Annotated in this window: 15 protein-coding genes and 1 other RNA gene; 4 read left to right on the top strand and 12 right to left on the bottom strand. The window is 65.1% G+C overall.

All coding sequences use genetic code 11. The features are described 5' to 3' along the window. The first annotated feature begins 60 nt into the window (after positions 1-60). Positions 61-423, top strand: coding sequence for a PadR family transcriptional regulator (locus tag OZ10_RS18910; protein ID WP_039566545.1), 363 nt, complete (start codon positions 61-63; stop codon positions 421-423). Next, positions 420-1,337 carry a sensor domain-containing protein gene (locus OZ10_RS18905; RefSeq protein WP_039409605.1) on the top strand — a complete coding sequence of 306 codons (918 nt, stop codon included), beginning with the start codon at positions 420-422 and terminating at the stop codon, positions 1,335-1,337. The genes OZ10_RS18910 and OZ10_RS18905 overlap by 4 nt, the downstream gene beginning before the upstream one ends. An 86-nt stretch (positions 1,338-1,423) precedes the next feature. On the opposite strand, the gene OZ10_RS20760 is transcribed toward OZ10_RS18905, so the two are convergent. The 3 genes from OZ10_RS20760 to OZ10_RS18895 all read right to left on the bottom strand — a co-directional run bounded on the left by OZ10_RS20760 (position 1,424) and on the right by OZ10_RS18895 (position 4,316). After that, a non-coding RNA gene (locus tag OZ10_RS20760) (sX9 sRNA) lies at positions 1,424-1,494 on the bottom strand. 118 nt (positions 1,495-1,612) lie between these two features. Further along, positions 1,613-2,956, bottom strand: a complete 1,344-nt coding sequence (locus OZ10_RS18900) for a polyhydroxyalkanoate depolymerase (RefSeq protein ID WP_162183142.1) — start codon at positions 2,954-2,956, stop codon at positions 1,613-1,615. Positions 2,957-3,713: 757 nt separating this feature from the next. Beyond that, entirely contained in the window at positions 3,714-4,316 is a 603-nt protein-coding gene (locus OZ10_RS18895) for a methyltransferase (RefSeq protein ID WP_039409602.1), read from the bottom strand. A gap of 73 nt (positions 4,317-4,389) precedes the next feature. Between OZ10_RS18895 and OZ10_RS18890 the strand changes: the two genes are divergently transcribed. Continuing rightward, a complete protein-coding gene (locus tag OZ10_RS18890; RefSeq protein WP_039409600.1) occupies positions 4,390-4,836 on the top strand; it encodes a CopD family protein in 447 nt (148 codons plus the stop codon). Positions 4,837-5,072: 236 nt separating this feature from the next. Here OZ10_RS18890 and OZ10_RS18885 read toward each other — a convergent pair whose 3' ends face one another. The 7 genes from OZ10_RS18885 to lpxD all read right to left on the bottom strand — a co-directional run bounded on the left by OZ10_RS18885 (position 5,073) and on the right by lpxD (position 14,270). After that, positions 5,073-6,032: an acetyl-CoA carboxylase carboxyltransferase subunit alpha gene (locus OZ10_RS18885; RefSeq protein WP_039409599.1), complete on the bottom strand. Its 960-nt coding sequence runs from the start codon at positions 6,030-6,032 to the stop codon at positions 5,073-5,075. Between the two features lie 190 nt (positions 6,033-6,222). Then, the gene (dnaE, locus tag OZ10_RS18880) at positions 6,223-9,813 is read right to left on the bottom strand and encodes a DNA polymerase III subunit alpha (protein ID WP_039566542.1); all 3,591 of its coding nucleotides are present in this window, start codon (positions 9,811-9,813) and stop codon (positions 6,223-6,225) included. A gap of 174 nt (positions 9,814-9,987) precedes the next feature. After that, positions 9,988-10,686 carry a ribonuclease HII gene (locus OZ10_RS18875; protein WP_039566540.1) on the bottom strand — a complete coding sequence of 233 codons (699 nt, stop codon included), beginning with the start codon at positions 10,684-10,686 and terminating at the stop codon, positions 9,988-9,990. After that, entirely contained in the window at positions 10,683-11,954 is a 1,272-nt protein-coding gene (lpxB, locus tag OZ10_RS18870; protein WP_052210069.1) for a lipid-A-disaccharide synthase, read from the bottom strand. Before lpxB ends, OZ10_RS18875 begins: the two co-directional genes overlap by 4 nt. Before the next feature lie 29 nt (positions 11,955-11,983). Beyond that, a complete protein-coding gene (gene lpxA / locus OZ10_RS18865; protein WP_039415372.1) occupies positions 11,984-12,775 on the bottom strand; it encodes an acyl-ACP--UDP-N-acetylglucosamine O-acyltransferase in 792 nt (263 codons plus the stop codon). 23 nt (positions 12,776-12,798) lie between these two features. After that, on the bottom strand, positions 12,799-13,260 hold the full coding sequence (fabZ, locus tag OZ10_RS18860; protein WP_039415369.1) for a 3-hydroxyacyl-ACP dehydratase FabZ: 462 nt from the start codon (positions 13,258-13,260) through the stop codon (positions 12,799-12,801). Continuing rightward, positions 13,257-14,270 (bottom strand): UDP-3-O-(3-hydroxymyristoyl)glucosamine N-acyltransferase, encoded by a 1,014-nt coding sequence (gene lpxD / locus OZ10_RS18855; RefSeq protein WP_039566537.1) that lies wholly within the window; start codon positions 14,268-14,270, stop codon positions 13,257-13,259. The genes fabZ and lpxD overlap by 4 nt, the downstream gene beginning before the upstream one ends. A gap of 128 nt (positions 14,271-14,398) precedes the next feature. On the opposite strand from lpxD, the gene OZ10_RS18850 reads away from it, so the two are divergent. Next, positions 14,399-14,590, top strand: coding sequence for a hypothetical protein (locus tag OZ10_RS18850; RefSeq protein WP_039566535.1), 192 nt, complete (start codon positions 14,399-14,401; stop codon positions 14,588-14,590). An 80-nt stretch (positions 14,591-14,670) separates the two neighbouring features. On the opposite strand, the gene bamA is transcribed toward OZ10_RS18850, so the two are convergent. Together bamA and OZ10_RS18840 are read right to left on the bottom strand one after the other, a co-directional pair. Beyond that, positions 14,671-17,076, bottom strand: a complete 2,406-nt coding sequence (bamA, locus tag OZ10_RS18845) for an outer membrane protein assembly factor BamA (RefSeq protein WP_039566534.1) — start codon at positions 17,074-17,076, stop codon at positions 14,671-14,673. 83 nt (positions 17,077-17,159) lie between these two features. Then, a partial coding sequence (locus OZ10_RS18840) for a site-2 protease family protein (RefSeq protein ID WP_039566531.1) occupies positions 17,160-17,586 on the bottom strand: 427 nt, incomplete at its 5' end.

The following is a 17,586-nucleotide window of genomic DNA, read 5'->3' as shown; positions in this document are numbered from 1 at the left end:
GGCACATCCACTATAGCTAGGTTCTACATAGCATCACCTTCGACCTAGCGGAGATGGCCGATGAGCGAGCCGGATATCCACCTACGCAAATTTCAGAAGGAGCTCAGTGCGGGCACTGTGTCGCTGGCCTTGCTGGCCGTCCTGGCACAGGCCGACGAGCCGCTGTACGGCTACCTCATTGCCAAGCGGCTGGAGCGGCTGGAAGGCGTGCTCAGCGGCAAGCAGAGCGCCCTGTACCCGGTGCTGCGCAATCTGGAAGGGGCAGGGCTGTTGCAGAGCCATATCGAGCCATCCGCGTCTGGGCCGCCGCGCCGTTATTACCGCATTACCGACAGCGGGCGTGACTGCCTGCACGAATGGACCGCCGCCTGGCGCGCCACCCGTGATTCCGTTGACTCAGTGCTGCAGGGGACCCACTTATGAATACAGTTGCGCAGTCACATCCGTTGCCGACCACCATTTCCGATTACCTGGCGCAGCTGCGGCAGGCGCTGGCGGGCGCCGACCCGGCGATGATCCAGGACGCGCTCTACGACGCCGAAGAATATCTGCGCGCCGAGCTTGCGGAACAGCACGGCAAGAGCGAGGCGGAGGTCATTGCAGGCGTGGCTGGCAGCTACGGCGCGCCGGAGGAAGTGGCCGAGATCTACCGCGAAACCGAAGTGACCGTGACCCGCGCGTTGCGTCCTCCGGCGCCTCCCAAACGCGCATCGTGGATTGGCAACTTCTTTGGTGTGGCAGCCGACCCGCGCACCTATGGCGCACTGTTCTACATGCTGCTGTCGCTGCTTACCGGCGTGTTTTATTTCACCTGGGTCGTCACTGGCGCGAGCCTGTCGATCGGGCTGCTGATCCTGATCATCGGCGTGCCGTTGCTGGTGTTGTTCTTCGGCTCGGTACGGGTGTTGTCGCTGGTGGAAGGCCGCGTGGTCGAAACGCTGCTGGGCGTGCGCATGCCGCGTCGCCCGCAACATCCGGGCCTGCAGGGCAGTTGGCTGCAACGCATCGGCGCGATGTTCACCGACGTGCGCACCTGGAGCACGATGCTGTACTTCGTGTTGATGCTGCCGCTGGGAACTCTCTACTTCACCGTGTTTTGCACGCTGCTGTCGCTGTCGCTGGGGCTGGCCGCTTCACCGCTTGTCGTGTTGTTCGACAACACGGCCGTGCTGACCTGGGATGGCGTGGACATCACCGGTTCCTGGCTGACGTTGCCGTTGTTCGCGGTGGGCGTGCTGTTGTTGTTCGTCACGCTGCATCTGGCGCGCGCCTTCGGCAAGCTGCACGGCATGTTCGCCAAGCAGCTGTTGGTCAAGAGTGGCGAAGCGGCTGCGTGACGCGCGCGAGCGATGTCTCAGCATGCACAGCATCGATGATGGCGTTTGCAGGCTGGCATTGCTTGGCGTGCTGTCGCACCTAGAACAGCTGGCAACACATGGCGAGCAGTTGTCGGACGGGTGTGTGCAGCGCACAGGAACCGCAGCGTGCGCGCGAGATATACCGTTCTGGCCGCGGGCCGCGCGCACCTGGCGGTTGCGTAGCAGGTTTGCTGGGTGACCTTGGTGGCGATACAAAAAAATCCCCGGCCGTGCCGGGGATTTTATTTCTTGGTTCAGGCGCGTTTGCCGCGCTTGCGGATCGGGGTCACGGTGGCCGGGTCGCGGCTGCCGACCGGGTCGGCATCGTAGCGGGCGATGAATTCGCGTACCTGCGGGTACACCACTTCACGCCAACGACGGCCGCTGAAGATGCCGTAATGACCGGCGCCTTCCACCACCAGATGACGGCGATGCGCCGCATCGATGCCGGTGCACAGATCGTGTACCGCTTCGGTCTGGCCGAGGCCGGAGATGTCGTCCAGCTCGCCTTCGATGCTCAGCAGCGCGGTATTGCGGATCGCCGATGGCTTGACCAGTTGGCCGTCCACTTTCCACTTGCCCTGCGGCAGCAAAAACTCCTGAAACACCACGCGGATGGTGTCGAGGTAATACTCGGCCGGCATGTCGAGCACGGCGTTGTATTCGTCGTAGAACTGCCGATGCGCTTGCGCATCCTGCAGGTCGCCCTTGACCAGATCGGTGTAGAAATCCCAGTGCGACATCACGTGCCGATTGGGGTTCATCGACAGGAAGCCGGCGTGCTGCAGGAAGCCCGGATACACCTGACGGCCATGGCCCGGATACGGGAACGGCACGGTGTGGATCATGTTGTTCTGGAACCACTCGATACCGTTTTCCGTGGCCAGGTTGTTGACCTGGGTGGGGCTACGGCGCGCATCGATCGGCCCGCCCATCATCACCAGCGAGCGCGGGGTGGGCTCGTCGTTGCTGGCCATCAGCGAAACCGCCGCCAACACCGGTACCGTGGGCTGGCACACGCTCACCACATGCAGGCGCTCGGCGCCGATATGGCGGATGAACTCCTGGATGTAGGTGATGTAGTCCTCGAGCCGGAACGCGCCTGCTTCCAGAGGGACCATGCGCGCGTCTACCCAATCGGTCACATAGACCTTGTGGTTGCGCAGCAGGGTGCGCACGGTGTCGCGCAGCAGGGTGGCGTGGTGGCCGGACAACGGCGCCACCACCAGCACCGCCGGTTGCTCCTTCATCTTGCCGATCAGCTCGACGTGGTCGCTGAAACGCTTGAAGCGCAGCAGCCGGCAGAACGGCTTGCTCAGCACCTCGCGTTCGATGATCGGCAGCGAGTGGCCATCGACCTCGACATCGTCCAGCGCCCAGGCAGGCTTTTCGTATTCCTTGCCCAGGCGATGGAACAGCTCATTGCTGGCGGCCATGCGTTCGGCACCGGGAAGCGAGGCCCACAGGCTGTCGGGGTCGGAGAACATCTTGGCGTTCGCCTGGGCCTGATGCACCCAGGGGGCTAGCAGATTGCGGGTCAGCTCATGCAGTTGATAAAGCATTCCACCCATCCGTGCGGTTTTGCTGCCGCGCAGCATACCGGGTTTGGCGCATTTGCACCTTAATGGGGCTCCGGGCGGTTGAGGCTGTCATGGGAGCTATGGCAGACATAGGCTGCGTTATCTGCTGCTGTCTGTGCTCGTTCAGATGGTGTGCACGGCTGGAAGATCGCGCTAGGCGGCCGGATGACGTTGGAAGCGATGCGACCAGCGTGTAATCGACAGTCCTGTCGAAGTGCCTGCAGAAGCAGAGCCCCTCTCCTGCGGGAGAGGGGCTGGGGTGAGGGTAGGGGGTAAAGCCCACGTCCACTCAACCTGCGCGAGGCTTCGCCCGTACCCTCATCCGCCCCTGCGGGGCACCTTCTCCCGACGGGAGAAGGAACAGCTCGCGCGGTTGCAAGGTGGCGTTAGGCGGCCGGATGACGTAGGGCCCGTAGAAGCAAGCCCCTCTCCTGCGGGAGAGGAGTTGGGATGAGGGTACGGGGCGAAGCCACGTCCATTCAAATTGCATCAGGCTTCGCCCGTACCCTCATCCGCCCCTGCGGGGCACCTTCTCCCGACGGGAGAAGGAAGAGCTCGCGGTTGCAAGATGGCGTTCGGCGGCAGGCCGACGTAGGGCCTTGCAGAAGCAAAGCCCCTCTCCTGCGGGAGAGGGGTTGGGGTGAGGGTACGTGGTGAAGCCCTCGCGGACTCAAATACGACCGGCGATACACCAACCACGTCAAGCCTGGTACGTCGTCGCAACCCGTTCCTGCGAGGCGCCTTCCCCCGGTCGTCGGCAGCCGCGAACATCTGCTCAGCTGCGCTCCAATGCAGACGTCTCTCCAGCCAATTGCGGCGACAACCAGCAGTGCGACCCGAGCGCAGTAAAGCCCACGCTGGCGAAGCGGCGCCGGTACCAGCGCGATGGCCGCGCCTGAAAACCGTCATGATCGCCTTCGAAGGCATCTTCTTCGGCAAAGGTTTCCAGAAACGCCACGCCTGCGCACATGTCGGCCAATCCGGGCAGGCCTTGATTGAATTCGCGCGTGGGCACGTAATGCAGGACATCCGAGCAGATCAGCAGGTCCACCGGTGCGCAGGGGCGCAGCCAGGCGAAGTCGCCGAAGCGGGCAGGGTGGATCTGGCGGCTACGGCCGTAGCGCCGGACGGCGTAGTCGCTGCTGTCAAAGCCCAGGTAGCTGAGCTTGGGCCGCAGTGCCAGCAAGGGCGCGCGCCATGCGGCTTCGCCGCAGCCGACATCCAGCACGCTGCGGATCGGGCGTTCCAGGTAGTACTCGGCCTGTGCCACCGCGAGTGCGACCTTGCGTCGCAGGCGGGCGGGGTCGGCCAGCCCGGCATCGCGATACCAGCGGCGGAAATACTGGGCGTCGTACTGTTTCTGGTCTGACTGCTGCATGGTCTCAGCTGCTTTCGCGCGTGCGGATGGGTGAAAATGCGGGCCATCCTACGCGAGCCAACGGAGCCAGCGCATGACCCTGTATTTGTGGATCAAGACCTTCCATCTGTTGTTCGTGATCGCCTGGATGGCGGCGGTGTTCTATCTGCCGCGCATCCTGGTCAACATCGCCGAAGCCGGCAGCGAATCTGCAGTGCGCGCACGCCTGGTGCTGATGGGGCGGCGGCTGTACAAATTCGGTCACAGCATGCTGGGGCTGGCGCTGCTGCTGGGCGCGGTGCTGTGGCAGGGCTACCGCGTGATTCCCGATTTCCCGACCATGGTGACTGGCGGTTGGCTGCACGCCAAGTTGTTCGCGGTTGCGTTGATCCTGGCGCACTACATCGTGGCCGGACGCTGGCTGAAGGGCGTGGACCAGGGGCGTGCCGTCCCGAGCGGGCGTGCACTGCGCTTGTTCAACGAGGTGCCGGTGATCCTGCTGGTCGGTGTGATCTGGCTGGTGCTGGCCAAGCCGTTCTGAGCGGCGTTGCGTGCAAGGCGTGGTGTCGCCTTGCACGCAGGAGCCGAGGCTGACGTCATCGCGATGCCGGCCTAGAACTTCAGCAGGATCACTATTCGGTAGGACGGACCAGCCGCTGCACACCATCTGCACGCAGCAGGCCATCTGCAACAGGATCGAGCGCAGCAGCGACTCAGGGGGGAGCGCTTCCTGTACGTGCTGCGGGTTGCGCGCTCCGGGCCACGGAGCGCGACGGTTCAGTGCCCCTCGTAAGCACCGTAGCTACGCAGGCGCTCGTAGCGCTGCTGCAGCAGGGTTTCCACCGGGATCTTTTCCAGTGCGTCCAGTTCGTTGAGCAGGACCGCCTTCAGGCGCTTGCCCATCTGCTCGGGGTTGCGGTGCGCGCCGCCGGTAGGTTCGCGGATGACCTTGTCGACCAGACCCAGTCCCTTCAGGCGCTTGGCGGTCAGACCGAGCTGTTCGGCGGCGTCCTTGGCCTTGGCCGCGTCCTTCCACAGGATCGAGGCGCAGCCTTCCGGCGAAATCACCGAATAGGTGCCGTATTCCAGCATCAGGGTGCGGTCGCCCACGCCGATCGCCAGCGCGCCGCCGGAGCCGCCTTCGCCGATCACCGTGCAGATCACCGGGATCTTGAGTTCGGCCATTTCCAGCAGATTGCGCGCGATCGCCTCGGACTGGCCGCGCTCTTCGGCACCGATGCCCGGGTAGGCGCCGGGGGTGTCGATGAAAGTCAGCAGTGGCAGGCGGAAACGCTCGGCCAGCTTCATCAGGCGCAGCGCCTTGCGGTAGCCCTCCGGGCGCGGCATGCCGAAGTTGCGCGCCACCTTGGTCTTGGTGTCGCGGCCCTTCTGGTGCCCGATGATCACTACCGGGCGGCCGTCGATGCGGCCCAGGCCACCAACAATCGCCTTGTCGTCGGCATAGGCGCGGTCGCCGGCCAGTTCCTGGAATTCGTCGCAGATGGTGCCGATGTAGTCCAGCGTGTACGGGCGCTGCGGATGGCGCGCCAGCTGCGAGACCTGCCAGGCAGACAGGTCGCGGAAGATCTGCGCGGTGCGCACGCGCAACTTGTCGCGCAGGGCGCGGACTTCGGTTTCCACGTTGACTGCAGGCCCGGTACTGGCCTTGCGCAGTTCCTGGATCTTGGCTTCCAGATCGGCGATGGGTTGCTCGAAGTCGAGGTAGTTAGGATTCATGCAATGGCGTCGTCAACGTAAGGCGGGGAGTGTAGCTGAAGCGGTGTGGCTGGCCCGTACGCAGCCGTGCGGTTGCACGGCCGGGATTGGGGATTGGGGATTCGGGATTCGCAAGAGCACCGTCATGGCCTCGACGCGTCAGTAGACTGCCGTAGCGAATCCCCATTCCCGAATGCCAAATCCCGGCCCCTCAGGCCCATGGCGGGCTGTACTTGATCTTCACAGTCCGCACTGCCGGATCGGCGCGCAGGCTGTCCATCAGTTGCTGGTCGATGCGCACCGAGTGGTTGCCGTTGAGGTCGAGCATCCCGGCCACCCCGCCGCTGGGGGCGCGCAGCAGCAGGTCCAGGCGCAGGGGGGTCTTGCCGGGGCGGTGCTTGGCCAGCAGCGCGTCGATGCGCTTGAAGGCCTGCTTCTCGCGCAGGTCCAGGCGCAATGACAGCCGTTGCGCGTGGTCGGCGCAGATCTGCTCGTAGTCCCAGCACTGGCGGATGCGCAGGCTGTAGCCGCCGTTGAATTCGTCCTCGCGCAGCCCGCCCTTGACGATCAGGATGCGGTCGCGGGTGAGCAGGTGGCCGAACTCGGCCATCGTATCGGAGAACGCGCTGCATTCCACCCGGCCGCGGCCGTCTTCCAGTTGCACGAACACCTGACTGTCGCCCTTGCGCCGCACGCCGACCACCTGGCCGGCCAGGATCGCACTGACTTCCGGGCGCCAGGCGCGTTTTTCGCCGTCGCCGCCACCACCGCCGCCGCCACGTTGTTGCGAGGCGAGGATCTTCTCCAGCGCGCCCAGGTCGCAACCGACCAGCTCGCGCACTTCTTCGCGATGCGGATCGAACGGGTGGCCGCTGAGATAGAAGCCCAGCGTTTCGCGCTCGCCGGTGAGCAGTTGGCCCAACGGCCATTCCTTGCTTTCGGGCAGGTCCAGGCGCATCGCCGGCGCGCTCGGGTCGGGACCGCCGAACAGCGAGTTCTGCCCGGATGCGCGTTCGCGCGCCATCTGCTCGGTGGCCTTCATCACCTCAGGCAACTGCAGCATCAGCGAGGCGCGGTTCTTGCCCAGCCCGTCCATCGCGCCGGCATTGATCATCGCTTCCAGCGTGCGCCGGTTGAGCTTTGCGGTGCCCACGCGCGTGCAGAAATCCAGCAGCGTGGTGTACGGGCCGCCGCGCCGGCGTTCTTCGACGATGGCCTCGCACGCGCCCTGGCCCACGCCCTTGATCGCGCCCAGCCCGTATTGAATGGTGTCCGGGCTGGCGGCCTCGAACTGGTAGGCCGATTCGTTGACGCGCGGCGGCTTGACGGTGAGGCCGAGGTTGCGCACCTCGTCCAGGAACCCCACCACCTTGTCGGTGTTGTCCATGTCCGAGGACAGCGTGGCGGCCATGAACTCGGCCGGGTAATGCCGTTTCAGCCACGCAGTCTGGTAGCTGACCAACGCGTACGCGGCGGCGTGCGACTTGTTGAAACCGTAGCCGGCGAACTTCTCCATCAAATCGAAGATTTCGTCGGCCTTGGCCGCGCTCACGCCGCCCTTGGCTGCGCCTTCGCGGAAGATTTCGCGGTGCTTGGCCATTTCGGCCGGCACCTTCTTGCCCATCGCGCGGCGCAGCAGGTCGGCGCCGCCCAGCGAATAATCGCCGACGATCTGCGCCATCTGCATCACCTGCTCCTGGTACACCATGATGCCGTAGGTGTCTTTCAGGATGACTTCGGTGCGCGGATCGGGATACACGATCTCCTGCTGCCCATGCTTGCGCGCGTTGAAGTCCGGGATCAGGTCCATCGGACCGGGGCGGTACAGCGACACCAGCGCAATCAGGTCTTCGAAGCGGTCAGGGCGCGCGTCCTTGAGCAGGCGGCGCATGCCCGAGGATTCGAACTGGAACACCGCACCGGTATTGCCCGAGGCGAACACGCCCTTGTAGGTGGGCACGTCGTCCAGCGGAATGGTGGTGATGTCGACCGGGTCGATGCCGGCGCGCGCATGGCGCACGTTGATCGCCTTGACCGCCCAATCGATGATGGTCAGCGTGCGCAGGCCGAGGAAGTCGAACTTCACCAGGCCCACCGCTTCGACGTCGTCCTTGTCGAACTGGGTCACCGGGTTCTTGCCGCGGCCATCCTCGTCGTGTTCGGCGAACAGCGGGCAGAACTCGGAGAGCGGCTCGGGCGCGATCACCACGCCGCCGGCGTGCTTGCCGGCGTTGCGGGTAAGGTCTTCGAGCTGGCGCGCCAGATCCATCAGGTCGCGCACATCGTCTTCGACCTGGTAGCGCTGGATCAGGTCCGGCGAGGCCATCTCCGAATCCTTGCCTTCGCCCATCGCATCCTTGAGCGTGATGCCCAGGATGTTGGGGATCAGCTTGGCAACGCTATCCACCAGGCCGTAGGTGAAACCGAGCACGCGCCCGGCGTCGCGCACCACCGCCTTGGCGGCCATGGTGCCGTAGGTGATGATCTGGCTGACGCGCTCGCGGCCGTACTTGCGCGCCACGTAGTCGATGACTTCGTCGCGGCGGTCCATGCAGAAGTCGATGTCGAAGTCGGGCATCGACACGCGCTCTGGATTCAGGAAGCGCTCGAACAGCAGGTTGTACGGCAGCGGGTCCAGGTCGGTGATCTGCAGCGCCCAGGCCACCAGCGAACCGGCACCGGAACCGCGTCCCGGGCCGATCGGAATGCCCTGGTTCTTGCCCCACTGGATGAAGTCGGCCACGATCAGGAAGTAGCCGGGGAAGCCCATCTTGATGATGGTGTCCAGCTCGAATTCGAGCCGGTCCACGTAGTCCTGGCGGGTCTTGCCCGGTGCGATCGGGTTCTTTTCCAGGCGTGCGGCCAGACCGTCGCGCGACTGGCTGCGGATCCAGCTGTCCAGCGTCTCGTCGTCCGGCACCGGGTAGGCGGGCAGGAAGTAGGTGCCCAGGCGCATCTCGATGTTGCAGCGTTGCGCCAGCGCCAGCGTGTTGTCGATGGCGTCGGGGATGTCGGCGAACAGCGCCGCCATCTCCTCGCTGGACTTCATGTACTGCTGGTCGCTGTAGTCACGCGGGCGCTTGGGGTCGTCGAGCACGCGGCCCGACGAAATGCACACGCGCGCTTCGTGCGCGTTGAAGTCGCTGGCGTACAAAAAACGCACATCGTTGCTGGCCACCACCGGCAGCCCGCGCACGCCGGCGGCATGCAGCGCGAACTGGTTGAAGCGCTCCTCGCCCTCGCGGCCGGTGCGGGTCAGTTCCAGATGCAGGCCATCGCCGAACACGCGCTGCCAGTCGGCCAGCTGCTGCTCGGCAAGATCCGCGCGGCCCTCGTTGAACAGGCGCCCGGCCAGGCTGTCGCGGCCGGCCAGCGCGAACAGGTTGGCGTGCCCGGCCTGCAGCCATTCCGGATGGATCGCCACCCCGCCTTCAGGGCGGTGGCCTTCCATCCAGGCGCGCGTCAGCAGCCGCGACAGGCTCAGGTAGCCTTCGCGGTCGCGGCACAACAGGGTCATGCGCCAGGGCGTCATGTCCGGCGTGGCGATCATCACGTCGGCGCCGGCAATTGGCTTGATGCCCACGCCTTCGGCGGCCTTGTAGAACTTGACCAGCGCGAACAGGTTGTTGAGGTCGGTGACTGCCAGCGCGGGCATGTCGAGCTCGACCGCCCGGCTCAGCAGGTTGGCCTGCTTGGCCTTTTTCGGGTCAGCCTGATCCGGTTTCTCGGGCACACGGATGGTGGAATCCGCCAGCGAGAACTCGGTGTGGACGTGCAGATGGACGAAGCGGGAAGTGGACATGCGAGACCGGAATAATGCGCGGTCAGGGTACCGGCGGGGGCGAAGGCGAACAAGGCTTGACAGGTGGGCGGCGGGACCCGGGACCCGGGACCGGGGACCCGGAACAGCGGTCGATCACCTGGTTGAAAGCCCGCGCATCGCTTCCTGCACGGGCGGTGGGGCGCCGGTCCGTGCCTAGACGGCGCCGGCGTGTTGCACGATCCGCAGCTGTTCCGGGTCCCCGGTCCCGGGTCCCGGGTCCCGGCCTTCCAGCGCCAACCGCACCGGCGCAAAGCTGCGCCGATGCTGCGGGCAGGGCCCGTGGCTTTGCAGCGCGGCCAGATGGATCGGGGTGCTGTAGCCCTTGTGCTGGTCGAAGCGGTATTCCGGGTGTTGCGCGTGCAATTCGTGCATCAGGCGGTCGCGGGTGACCTTGGCCACGATCGAGGCCGCCATGATGGCGCGGTCGATGGCATCCCCGCCGATCAGGGCCTCGGCCGGGCAGGGCAGCCCCTTGGGCACCCGGTTGCCGTCGATGCGCGCAAATCCGGCCACGTGCGCCACGCCTTCCACCGCCCGGCGCATGCCGAGCATGGTCGCCTGGTAGATATTGATGCGGTCGATCTCTTCGCTGTCGATCAGCACCACCGACCACGCCAGCGCGCGCTCGATGATGCGCGCATACAGCTGCTCGCGCCGTTCGGCGGTGAGCTGCTTGGAATCGTCCAGCCCGTTGATGCGCGGCTTGCCGGGGTCGAACACCACCGCCGCCACCGCGACGGGACCAGCGAGTGGGCCGCGGCCAGCTTCGTCGACGCCGGCGGTCAACATCCGGGATTCGGCATTCGGGATGTGGGATTGGCCAAACAAGGGCGGCTGGCGGAGGTCGGTCATGCCGTTGCTCCTGACGAATCCCGAATCCCCACTCCCGAATCCCGGCCCTCCAGCAGCTCCGCCACCGCGTCGGCCGCGCGCGCCGAGGCGTCGCGGCGCAGTTCGGCGTGCAGGGCCAGGTAGCGCGGTTGCAGGCCGGCGACCTTCTCGGGGTGCTTGAACCAGTCGAGCAGGGCGACGCACAGCCGCTCGGGCGTGCAGTCGTCCTGCATCAGCTCCGGGGCCAGGTCGTCGTTGGCCAGGATGTTGGGCAAGGCGTAGCGGTTGACCTTGAGCAGGCCCAGCGTCTTGACGATGCGGTAGGTCAGCGGCGCGACCTTGTAGCCGACCACCATCGGGCGCTTGACCAGCATGGCTTCCAGTGTGGCGGTGCCGGAGGCCAGCAGCACCACGTCGGCGGCCAGCATGGCGGTGCGCGCCTGGCCGTCGAGCAGGTGCGAGCGCAGCACCGGCAGCGACGAACGCGAGAGCTGCTCGGCCAGCACTTGCTTGCAGCCGGGGTTGGCCGCGGGTACCAGTACATGCAGGTTGTGCAGATGCTCGGAGACCAGCCAGGCGGCCTGAAAAAAGGTGTCGCCGAGCCGGCTGATCTCGCCATGCCGGCTGCCGGGCAACACGGCCAGCACGGTGCTGGACGCGGAGATGCCGAGCTTGGCGCGCGCGGCCTCGCGGTCGGCCTGGTAGGCGATGTCGTCGGCCATCGGGTGGCCGACGAAGCGCGCGTCCACGCCATGTTTGGCATAGATCGGCGGTTCCATCGGGAACAGGCACAGCACCAGGTCGGCGCTGGCGCCGATCTTTTCCGCACGCTTTTCGCGCCAGGCCCAGACCGAGGGGCTGACGTAATGCACGGTCTTGATGCCGCGCTGCTTGAGCCAACGCTCCACCGGCAGATTGAAATCCGGCGCATCGATGCCGATGAATACATCCGGCTTCCACGCCAGCACGCGCTCCCGGAACGCGCTGCGCAGCTTGAGCAGGCGCGGCAGATGGCGCAGCACTTCGGTCAGGCCCATCACCGCCAGCTCGCTGGCATCGAACCAGGTCTGGCACCCGACCCCACGCATCGCATCGCCGCCGATGCCGACAAATTCGGCTTTCGGATAGCGCAGCCGCAGCTGCTCGATCAGCCCCGCACCGAGGATGTCGCCGGAGGCTTCGCCGGCGATCAACGCGATACGCGGAGAGCGGAGATTGGAGATTGGGGATTGGGGATTGGCTAGCGCGTCGTGCACGACTTGGCCCGGTCTGGTGGGGATGCTTTCCATCCCCAATCCCGAATCCCGAATCCCGGCGTTCATCGCAACAACGGCCGTTCTGCCGCGTCGATGAACTCGAGCATGCCGCGCACGTCGTCGCTGCTCTTGGCCTGTTCGGCCAGCTGCAGCTTGGCGTCGGCCAGCGGCAAGCCGGCCACGTACAGCGTGCGGTAGGCACGCTTGATCGCGGTGATGCGCTCGGCGTCGAAGCCGCGGCGCTTGAGGCCTTCGCTGTTGATGCCGCGCGGGCGGCCCAGCGATTCGCTGCCGACCATGGTGAACGGCGGCACGTCGCCGTTGGTCAGCGCGCCCATGCCCAGGAAGGCGTGTGCGCCGATGCGGCAGAACTGGTGCGCGCCGGCAAAGCCGCTGATGATCACGTAGTCGCCTACGGTGACGTGACCGGCCAGAGTGGTGTTGTTGGAAAACACGCAATGGTTGCCAACATGGCAGTCGTGCGCCACGTGCGTGTAGGCCAGCATCCAGTTGTCGTTGCCGATCACGGTGATGCCGCCACCGCCGCCGGTACCGCGATTGATGGTGACGAACTCGCGGATCACGTTGCCGTCGCCGATCACCAGTTCGGTGCGCTCGCCGGCGTACTTCTTGTCTTGTGGCTCGCCGCCGATGGCCGCATGCCCGATGAAGCGGTTGTTGCGGCCGATCCGGGTCGGGCCATGGATCGAGCAATGCGGCCCCACCTCGGTGCCGGCGCCGATCTCCACGTCCGCGCCGATCAGCGAGAACGCGCCGACGCGCACATCGCTGGCCAGCTGCGCCGAGGGATCGATGACGGCGGTGGGATGAATCAAGGGTGCTTGATCACGCATCGTGTCTCACCTCCAAAAACGGATTATTCCTTGGCGCCGGCGCACATGACTTCCGCGCTGGCCACGATTTCGCCGTTGACCTTGGCCTCGCCGTAATAGCATCCCATGTTGCGGATCAGGCGTTTCATCTGCACTTCCAGGATCAGCACGTCGCCCGGCACCACCTGCTTGTTGAAGCGCGCGTTGTCGACCTTGACCATGTAGAACAGCTTGGACAGCGCATCGCGCCCCAGGCCGAGCTGGGTCATCACGCCGCCGGCCTGCGCCAGCGCTTCGATGATCAACACGCCCGGCATCACCGGACGGGTCGGGAAGTGGCCCTGAAAGAACGGCTCGTTGATGCTGACGTTCTTCTGCCCGACGATGCGCTTGGCCTCCAGGTCCAGTTCGATGACCCGGTCGATCAGCAGGAACGGGTAGCGGTGCGGAATCAGCGTCTGGATCTGGTTGACGTCGATCGGCAGCTCGTAAACGGGGTGACTCATGCGTTCTCCTTGCCCACAGCCAGGATGCGCCTTGCCAGCGCATCGAGTTGTTTGAAGCGCGCGGCATTCTTGCGCCACGTGCGATTGTCGGTGAGAGGGGTGCCGGACGAATACTCGCCCGGCTCGTGAATGGAATTGCGCACCACCGACTTGCCGGTGATCACCACCTTGTCGCAGATCTCCAGGTGGCCGACCACGCCGACATGCCCGCCGAGCAGGCAGTAGCGGCCGATCTTGGCGCTGCCGGCAATGCCGGTGCAGCCGGCAATCGCGCTGTGCGCGCCGATGCGGCAGTTGTGCGCGATCTGCACCAGGTTATCCACGCGGACGTCTTCTTCCAGCACGGTGTCTTCCAGCGCGCCGCGGTCGATGCAGGTGTTGGCGCCGATCTCGCAATCGTCGCCGATCACCACCCCGCCAAGCTGCGGCACCTTGATCCAATGGCCGGCATCCATCGCCAGGCCGAAGCCGTCGGCGCCGATCACCGCGCCGGGGTGGATCCGCACGCGCTTGCCCAGCCGCACGCGGGTGACCAGGGTGACCCGGGCCAGCAGCTCGCTGCCGTCGTCCACCACGCAGTCCTCGCCGATGATGCTGCCGGTGCCGATCACGCAGCCATCGCCCACGCGGCTGCGCGCACCGATGCTGACGAACGGGCCGACATGGGCGCCCGGCGAGACTTGCGCGGTGGGGTCGATCACTGCCGACGCATGGATGCCGGGCGCGCGCACCGGCGCCACGTCGAACAGCGCGGCGATCTTGGCGAATGCGGTGTAGGGGTCCTTGGCGACCAGGGCGGTGCCCTTGGCTGCCTCAGCATCGTCGGCGCGCACCACCACCACTGCGGCCTGGGTCTCGGCCAGCTGCGGGCGATAGCGCGGGTTGGACAGAAAGCTCAGCTGCCCCGCGCCGGCATGGGCCAGGGTGGCGACACCGGTGACTTCGATGGTGCCGTCGCCGACGACGGTCAAGCCAAACTGTTCGGCAATCGCACTGGCGGTCAGGTGCATCAGGGTGAACCTCGCGTAAACATTAGGTGGCTGTTTTTACGGAAAAAAAACCCGACCAAAGAGTTGCCAAACATGCGGGCGTATCTCTTCGCAGGTCGCAATCGTGCGGCGAACCTAGGAAGAAGCATATGAAAACTGCCCTCTCCATTGTCGGAAGCCTGCTCCTGCTTGGCGCCGTGACCACTGCGTCGGCCGACGACTTTGCCGATCAGCGTGCCCAGGCGCATGGCTTCTGGGATCAGCAAATTGCCTGCGTCGATGCGTCCGACTGGAGCGCCACCTACACCTGCTTGAGCACCGTTTGGGATAGCTACCGCTAAAAGCTGCGCAGGATCCAGCGGTTCCTAAACAAACAATGGCGGCCCGAGATGTCGGGCCGCCATTGTTGTGCTCACGTCTCTTAGAACTGGCCGCCGAAGGTGAACTGCAGGCGCTCGATCTCGTCGTTGTCTTCCTTCTTCAGCGGGAACGCGTAGCTGATCGAGATGGGGCCGACCGGGGCGCGCCACAACAGCGCCACACCGGTGGAGGCGCGCAGCTCGTTGGCCTTGAAGTTGTCGACGCCGCTGTAGACGTTACCGAAATCGAAGAACGCCGACACGCGGGCCGACGGGCTGTCGAACAGCTTCGGGAAATACATTTCCACCGAGCCGACGGTCTTGAACGAGCCACCCAGCGGCTGACCGCGGGTGAAGCCGTTGATGGCTTCGGAGCGCGGTCCCAGTGTGTTGTCTTCGAAGCCGCGCACCGAGTTGGTACCGCCAGCGTAGAAGTTCTCGTAGAACGGCAGGCCGGTAGCAGTGACGCTGCGGATACGGTTGGTGCCGTTACAAGCCTGCTGGTTCAGCGTCCCATTGGTGACCACACCACAGATGTCGGCCGTGCTGTCCTTGCCGTAGCTGTCGCCGTAGCCCAGTTCGAAGCGCGTGTTCAACACCAGCGCCGGAATGATCGGCCAGTAGTTCGAAATCTGGTAGTTGAGCTTGTAATACTCGACCGTCGAGCCGGGCAGGGTGGTTTCCAGGCCCACGCGCTGGTACATGCCGCGCGTCGGCATGAAGAAGTCGTTGCGTGTGTCGCGCGCCCAGCCGAACTCGGTACGCACGGCCTTGAACGTATCGGTGCCGATCGCTCTGATGTAATCGACAATGGCCTGCGGCGTGGTACCGGAGAAGGTAGTGATCTGGTTGCTGTCCACACCGACCATCGCCGAGACGGTGTCGTTCTCCGTGATCGGCACGCCGAACACCACCTGCGCCGAGCCGTTCTTGCTGTTGAACTGCGCCGTGTTGAAGTCCGAGTAGTCCAGCGAACGCCACGACAGGTTGTACCCCAGCGACACGCCGTCATCGGTAAAGAACGGGTTGGTATACGAGAACGCATAACGCTGCTGGAAGGTGCTGCGCGACGCTTCCACTGCCACACGATTACCACCGCCCAGGAAGTTGTTCTGCGACAACTGTACCGAGGTGGTCACACCGAAGGCCTGCGAGAAACCCAGGCCGAACACGAAGCTGCCCGAGGTGGTTTCCTTGACGTCATAGATCACGTCCACCTGGTCGTTGCTACCGGGCACCGCAGGGGTTTCCACGTTCACCGACTCGAAGTAGCCCAGGCGCTGCAGACGGATCTTGGAACGGTCGATCGCCGCCTGCGAGTACCAGGTGTTTTCGAACTGGCGCATCTCGCGGCGCAAGACTTCGTCCGAGGTGCGGCTATTGCCCTTGTAGAGGATGCGGCGCACGGTCACGCGCGGGCCGGGCACCACCTGCAGGTTCACCGCAACGGTGCGGTCCTCGCGGTTCGGGGTCGGGATCGGATTGACCTTGGCAAACGCGTAGCCGACGTTGCTGAGCGTGTTGGTGATCGCATCGGAGGTGTATTCGAGCAGCGCGCGCGAGAAGATGTCGCCGGCCTTGGGGATCACCAGGCGCTCGATGTCGGCCTGCGGCAGCACGGTGTCGCCGGTGACCTTGATCTCGGAAATCTTGTACTGCTCGCCCTCGGTGACGCCGGCGCTGACGAACATGTCGCGCTTGTCGGGGCTGATCGACACCTGGGTGGAGTCGATGCTGAAGTCCACATAGCCGCGGTCCAGGTACCAGGAATTGAGCTTTTCCAGGTCGCCGGACATCTTTTCCTTGGAGTACTGGTCGTCGCGGCGGTACCACGAGGCCCAGTTGTGCTCCTTGGACTCCCAGTTTTCCAGGATGTCCTCGTTGGCGAACTTTTCCGTACCGATCAGGTTGACGTGGCGGATCTTGGCGGCCTTGCCTTCCTTGATCGCAATCGCCACGTCCACGCGGTTGCGGTCCAGCGGGCTGACCGTGGGGGTGATCTCGACGTTGTACTTGCCGCGGTTGTTGTACTGGCGGGTCAGTTCCTGGGTCACGCGGTCCAGGCTCAGGCGGTCGAAGGTGCCGCCCTCGGTCAGGCCGATGTCGCCCAGGCCCTTGAGCAGCTCCTCGGACTTGATGTCCTTGTTGCCGGTCACGGTGAGCTTGTTGATCGCCGGGCGTTCCTTGACCGTAATCACCAGGATGTTGCCCTGGCGGTCCAGCTGCACGTCCTCGAAGAAGCCGGTGCGGTACAGCGCGCGGATCGAGTCGGCCACCTTGGCATCGTCCACGGTGTCGCCACGGTTCACCGGCAGATAGGTGAACACGGTGCCCGAAGCGATGCGCTGCAGGCCGTCGACGCGGATGTCGCTGGCAACGAACGGCTCGGCGGCCAGGGCAACGGCTGGCAGGCTGAGGCCGGCGGCAAGAGCGAGGGCAAGCAGGCGGCGAGTGGGAAGACGCGTCATGTCACATCCGGTTGGAGTCGATTTCAGGTGTTGCTGGGTGCCGGCGTATGACGACGACAACAGGCGGAAAGAGTGGAGCAGTTTCATCGTGGAACCAGGCCAAGGATGTCGTTGTAGAACGCCAGTCCCATCAGCCCGGCCAGGACCGCCAGGCCGACGTATTGCCCGGCAATCATGGCCCGTTCGCTGATCGGGCTGCCCTTGACCAACTCAATAAGGTAATACAGCAGATGCCCACCGTCCAAGATCGGGATGGGCATCAGGTTGATGATCGCAAGGCTCAGCGACAGCAGGCCCAGGAAATACAGGAACCAGTCGAGCCCGCGTTCGGCCGAGGCATTGGCGGCGCGCGCGATGGTGACCGGGCCGGAGATGTTCTTGACCGAGGCCTGGCCGGTCAGCATGCGCTTCATCATGCCCAGCGAATCGGCGGTCATCCGCCCGGTTTCGCGGATCGCCGCCGGCACCGCGGCAAACAGGCCGTACTGCTGGCGGCTGTCGTACTCCGGG

Source organism: Xanthomonas cannabis pv. cannabis (genome assembly GCF_000802365.1).
Taxonomy (GTDB): Bacteria; Pseudomonadota; Gammaproteobacteria; order Xanthomonadales; family Xanthomonadaceae; genus Xanthomonas; species Xanthomonas cannabis.
Note: the sequence above shows the minus strand (reverse complement) of the source record. Positions and strands in the feature narration are given on the sequence as shown.

Bases quoted from the DNA above. Each gene is read 5' to 3' on its own strand.
- OZ10_RS18895 (WP_039409602.1), bottom strand. From the start codon at position 4,316: ATGCAGCAGTCAGACCAGAAACAGTACGACGCCCAGTATTTCCGCCGC.
- bamA (WP_039566534.1), bottom strand. From the start codon at position 17,076: ATGACGCGTCTTCCCACTCGCCGCCTGCTTGCCCTCGCTCTTGCCGCC.
- dnaE (WP_039566542.1), bottom strand. From the start codon at position 9,813: ATGTCCACTTCCCGCTTCGTCCATCTGCACGTCCACACCGAGTTCTCG.
- OZ10_RS18890 (WP_039409600.1), top strand. From the start codon at position 4,390: ATGACCCTGTATTTGTGGATCAAGACCTTCCATCTGTTGTTCGTGATC.
- lpxD (WP_039566537.1), bottom strand. From the start codon at position 14,270: ATGCACCTGACCGCCAGTGCGATTGCCGAACAGTTTGGCTTGACCGTC.
- fabZ (WP_039415369.1), bottom strand. From the start codon at position 13,260: ATGAGTCACCCCGTTTACGAGCTGCCGATCGACGTCAACCAGATCCAG.
- OZ10_RS18910 (WP_039566545.1), top strand. From the start codon at position 61: ATGAGCGAGCCGGATATCCACCTACGCAAATTTCAGAAGGAGCTCAGT.
- OZ10_RS18905 (WP_039409605.1), top strand. From the start codon at position 420: ATGAATACAGTTGCGCAGTCACATCCGTTGCCGACCACCATTTCCGAT.
- OZ10_RS18900 (WP_162183142.1), bottom strand. From the start codon at position 2,956: ATGCTGCGCGGCAGCAAAACCGCACGGATGGGTGGAATGCTTTATCAA.
- OZ10_RS18875 (WP_039566540.1), bottom strand. From the start codon at position 10,686: ATGACCGACCTCCGCCAGCCGCCCTTGTTTGGCCAATCCCACATCCCG.
- lpxA (WP_039415372.1), bottom strand. From the start codon at position 12,775: ATGCGTGATCAAGCACCCTTGATTCATCCCACCGCCGTCATCGATCCC.
- OZ10_RS18850 (WP_039566535.1), top strand. From the start codon at position 14,399: ATGAAAACTGCCCTCTCCATTGTCGGAAGCCTGCTCCTGCTTGGCGCC.
- lpxB (WP_052210069.1), bottom strand. From the start codon at position 11,954: ATGGAAAGCATCCCCACCAGACCGGGCCAAGTCGTGCACGACGCGCTA.
- OZ10_RS18885 (WP_039409599.1), bottom strand. From the start codon at position 6,032: ATGAATCCTAACTACCTCGACTTCGAGCAACCCATCGCCGATCTGGAA.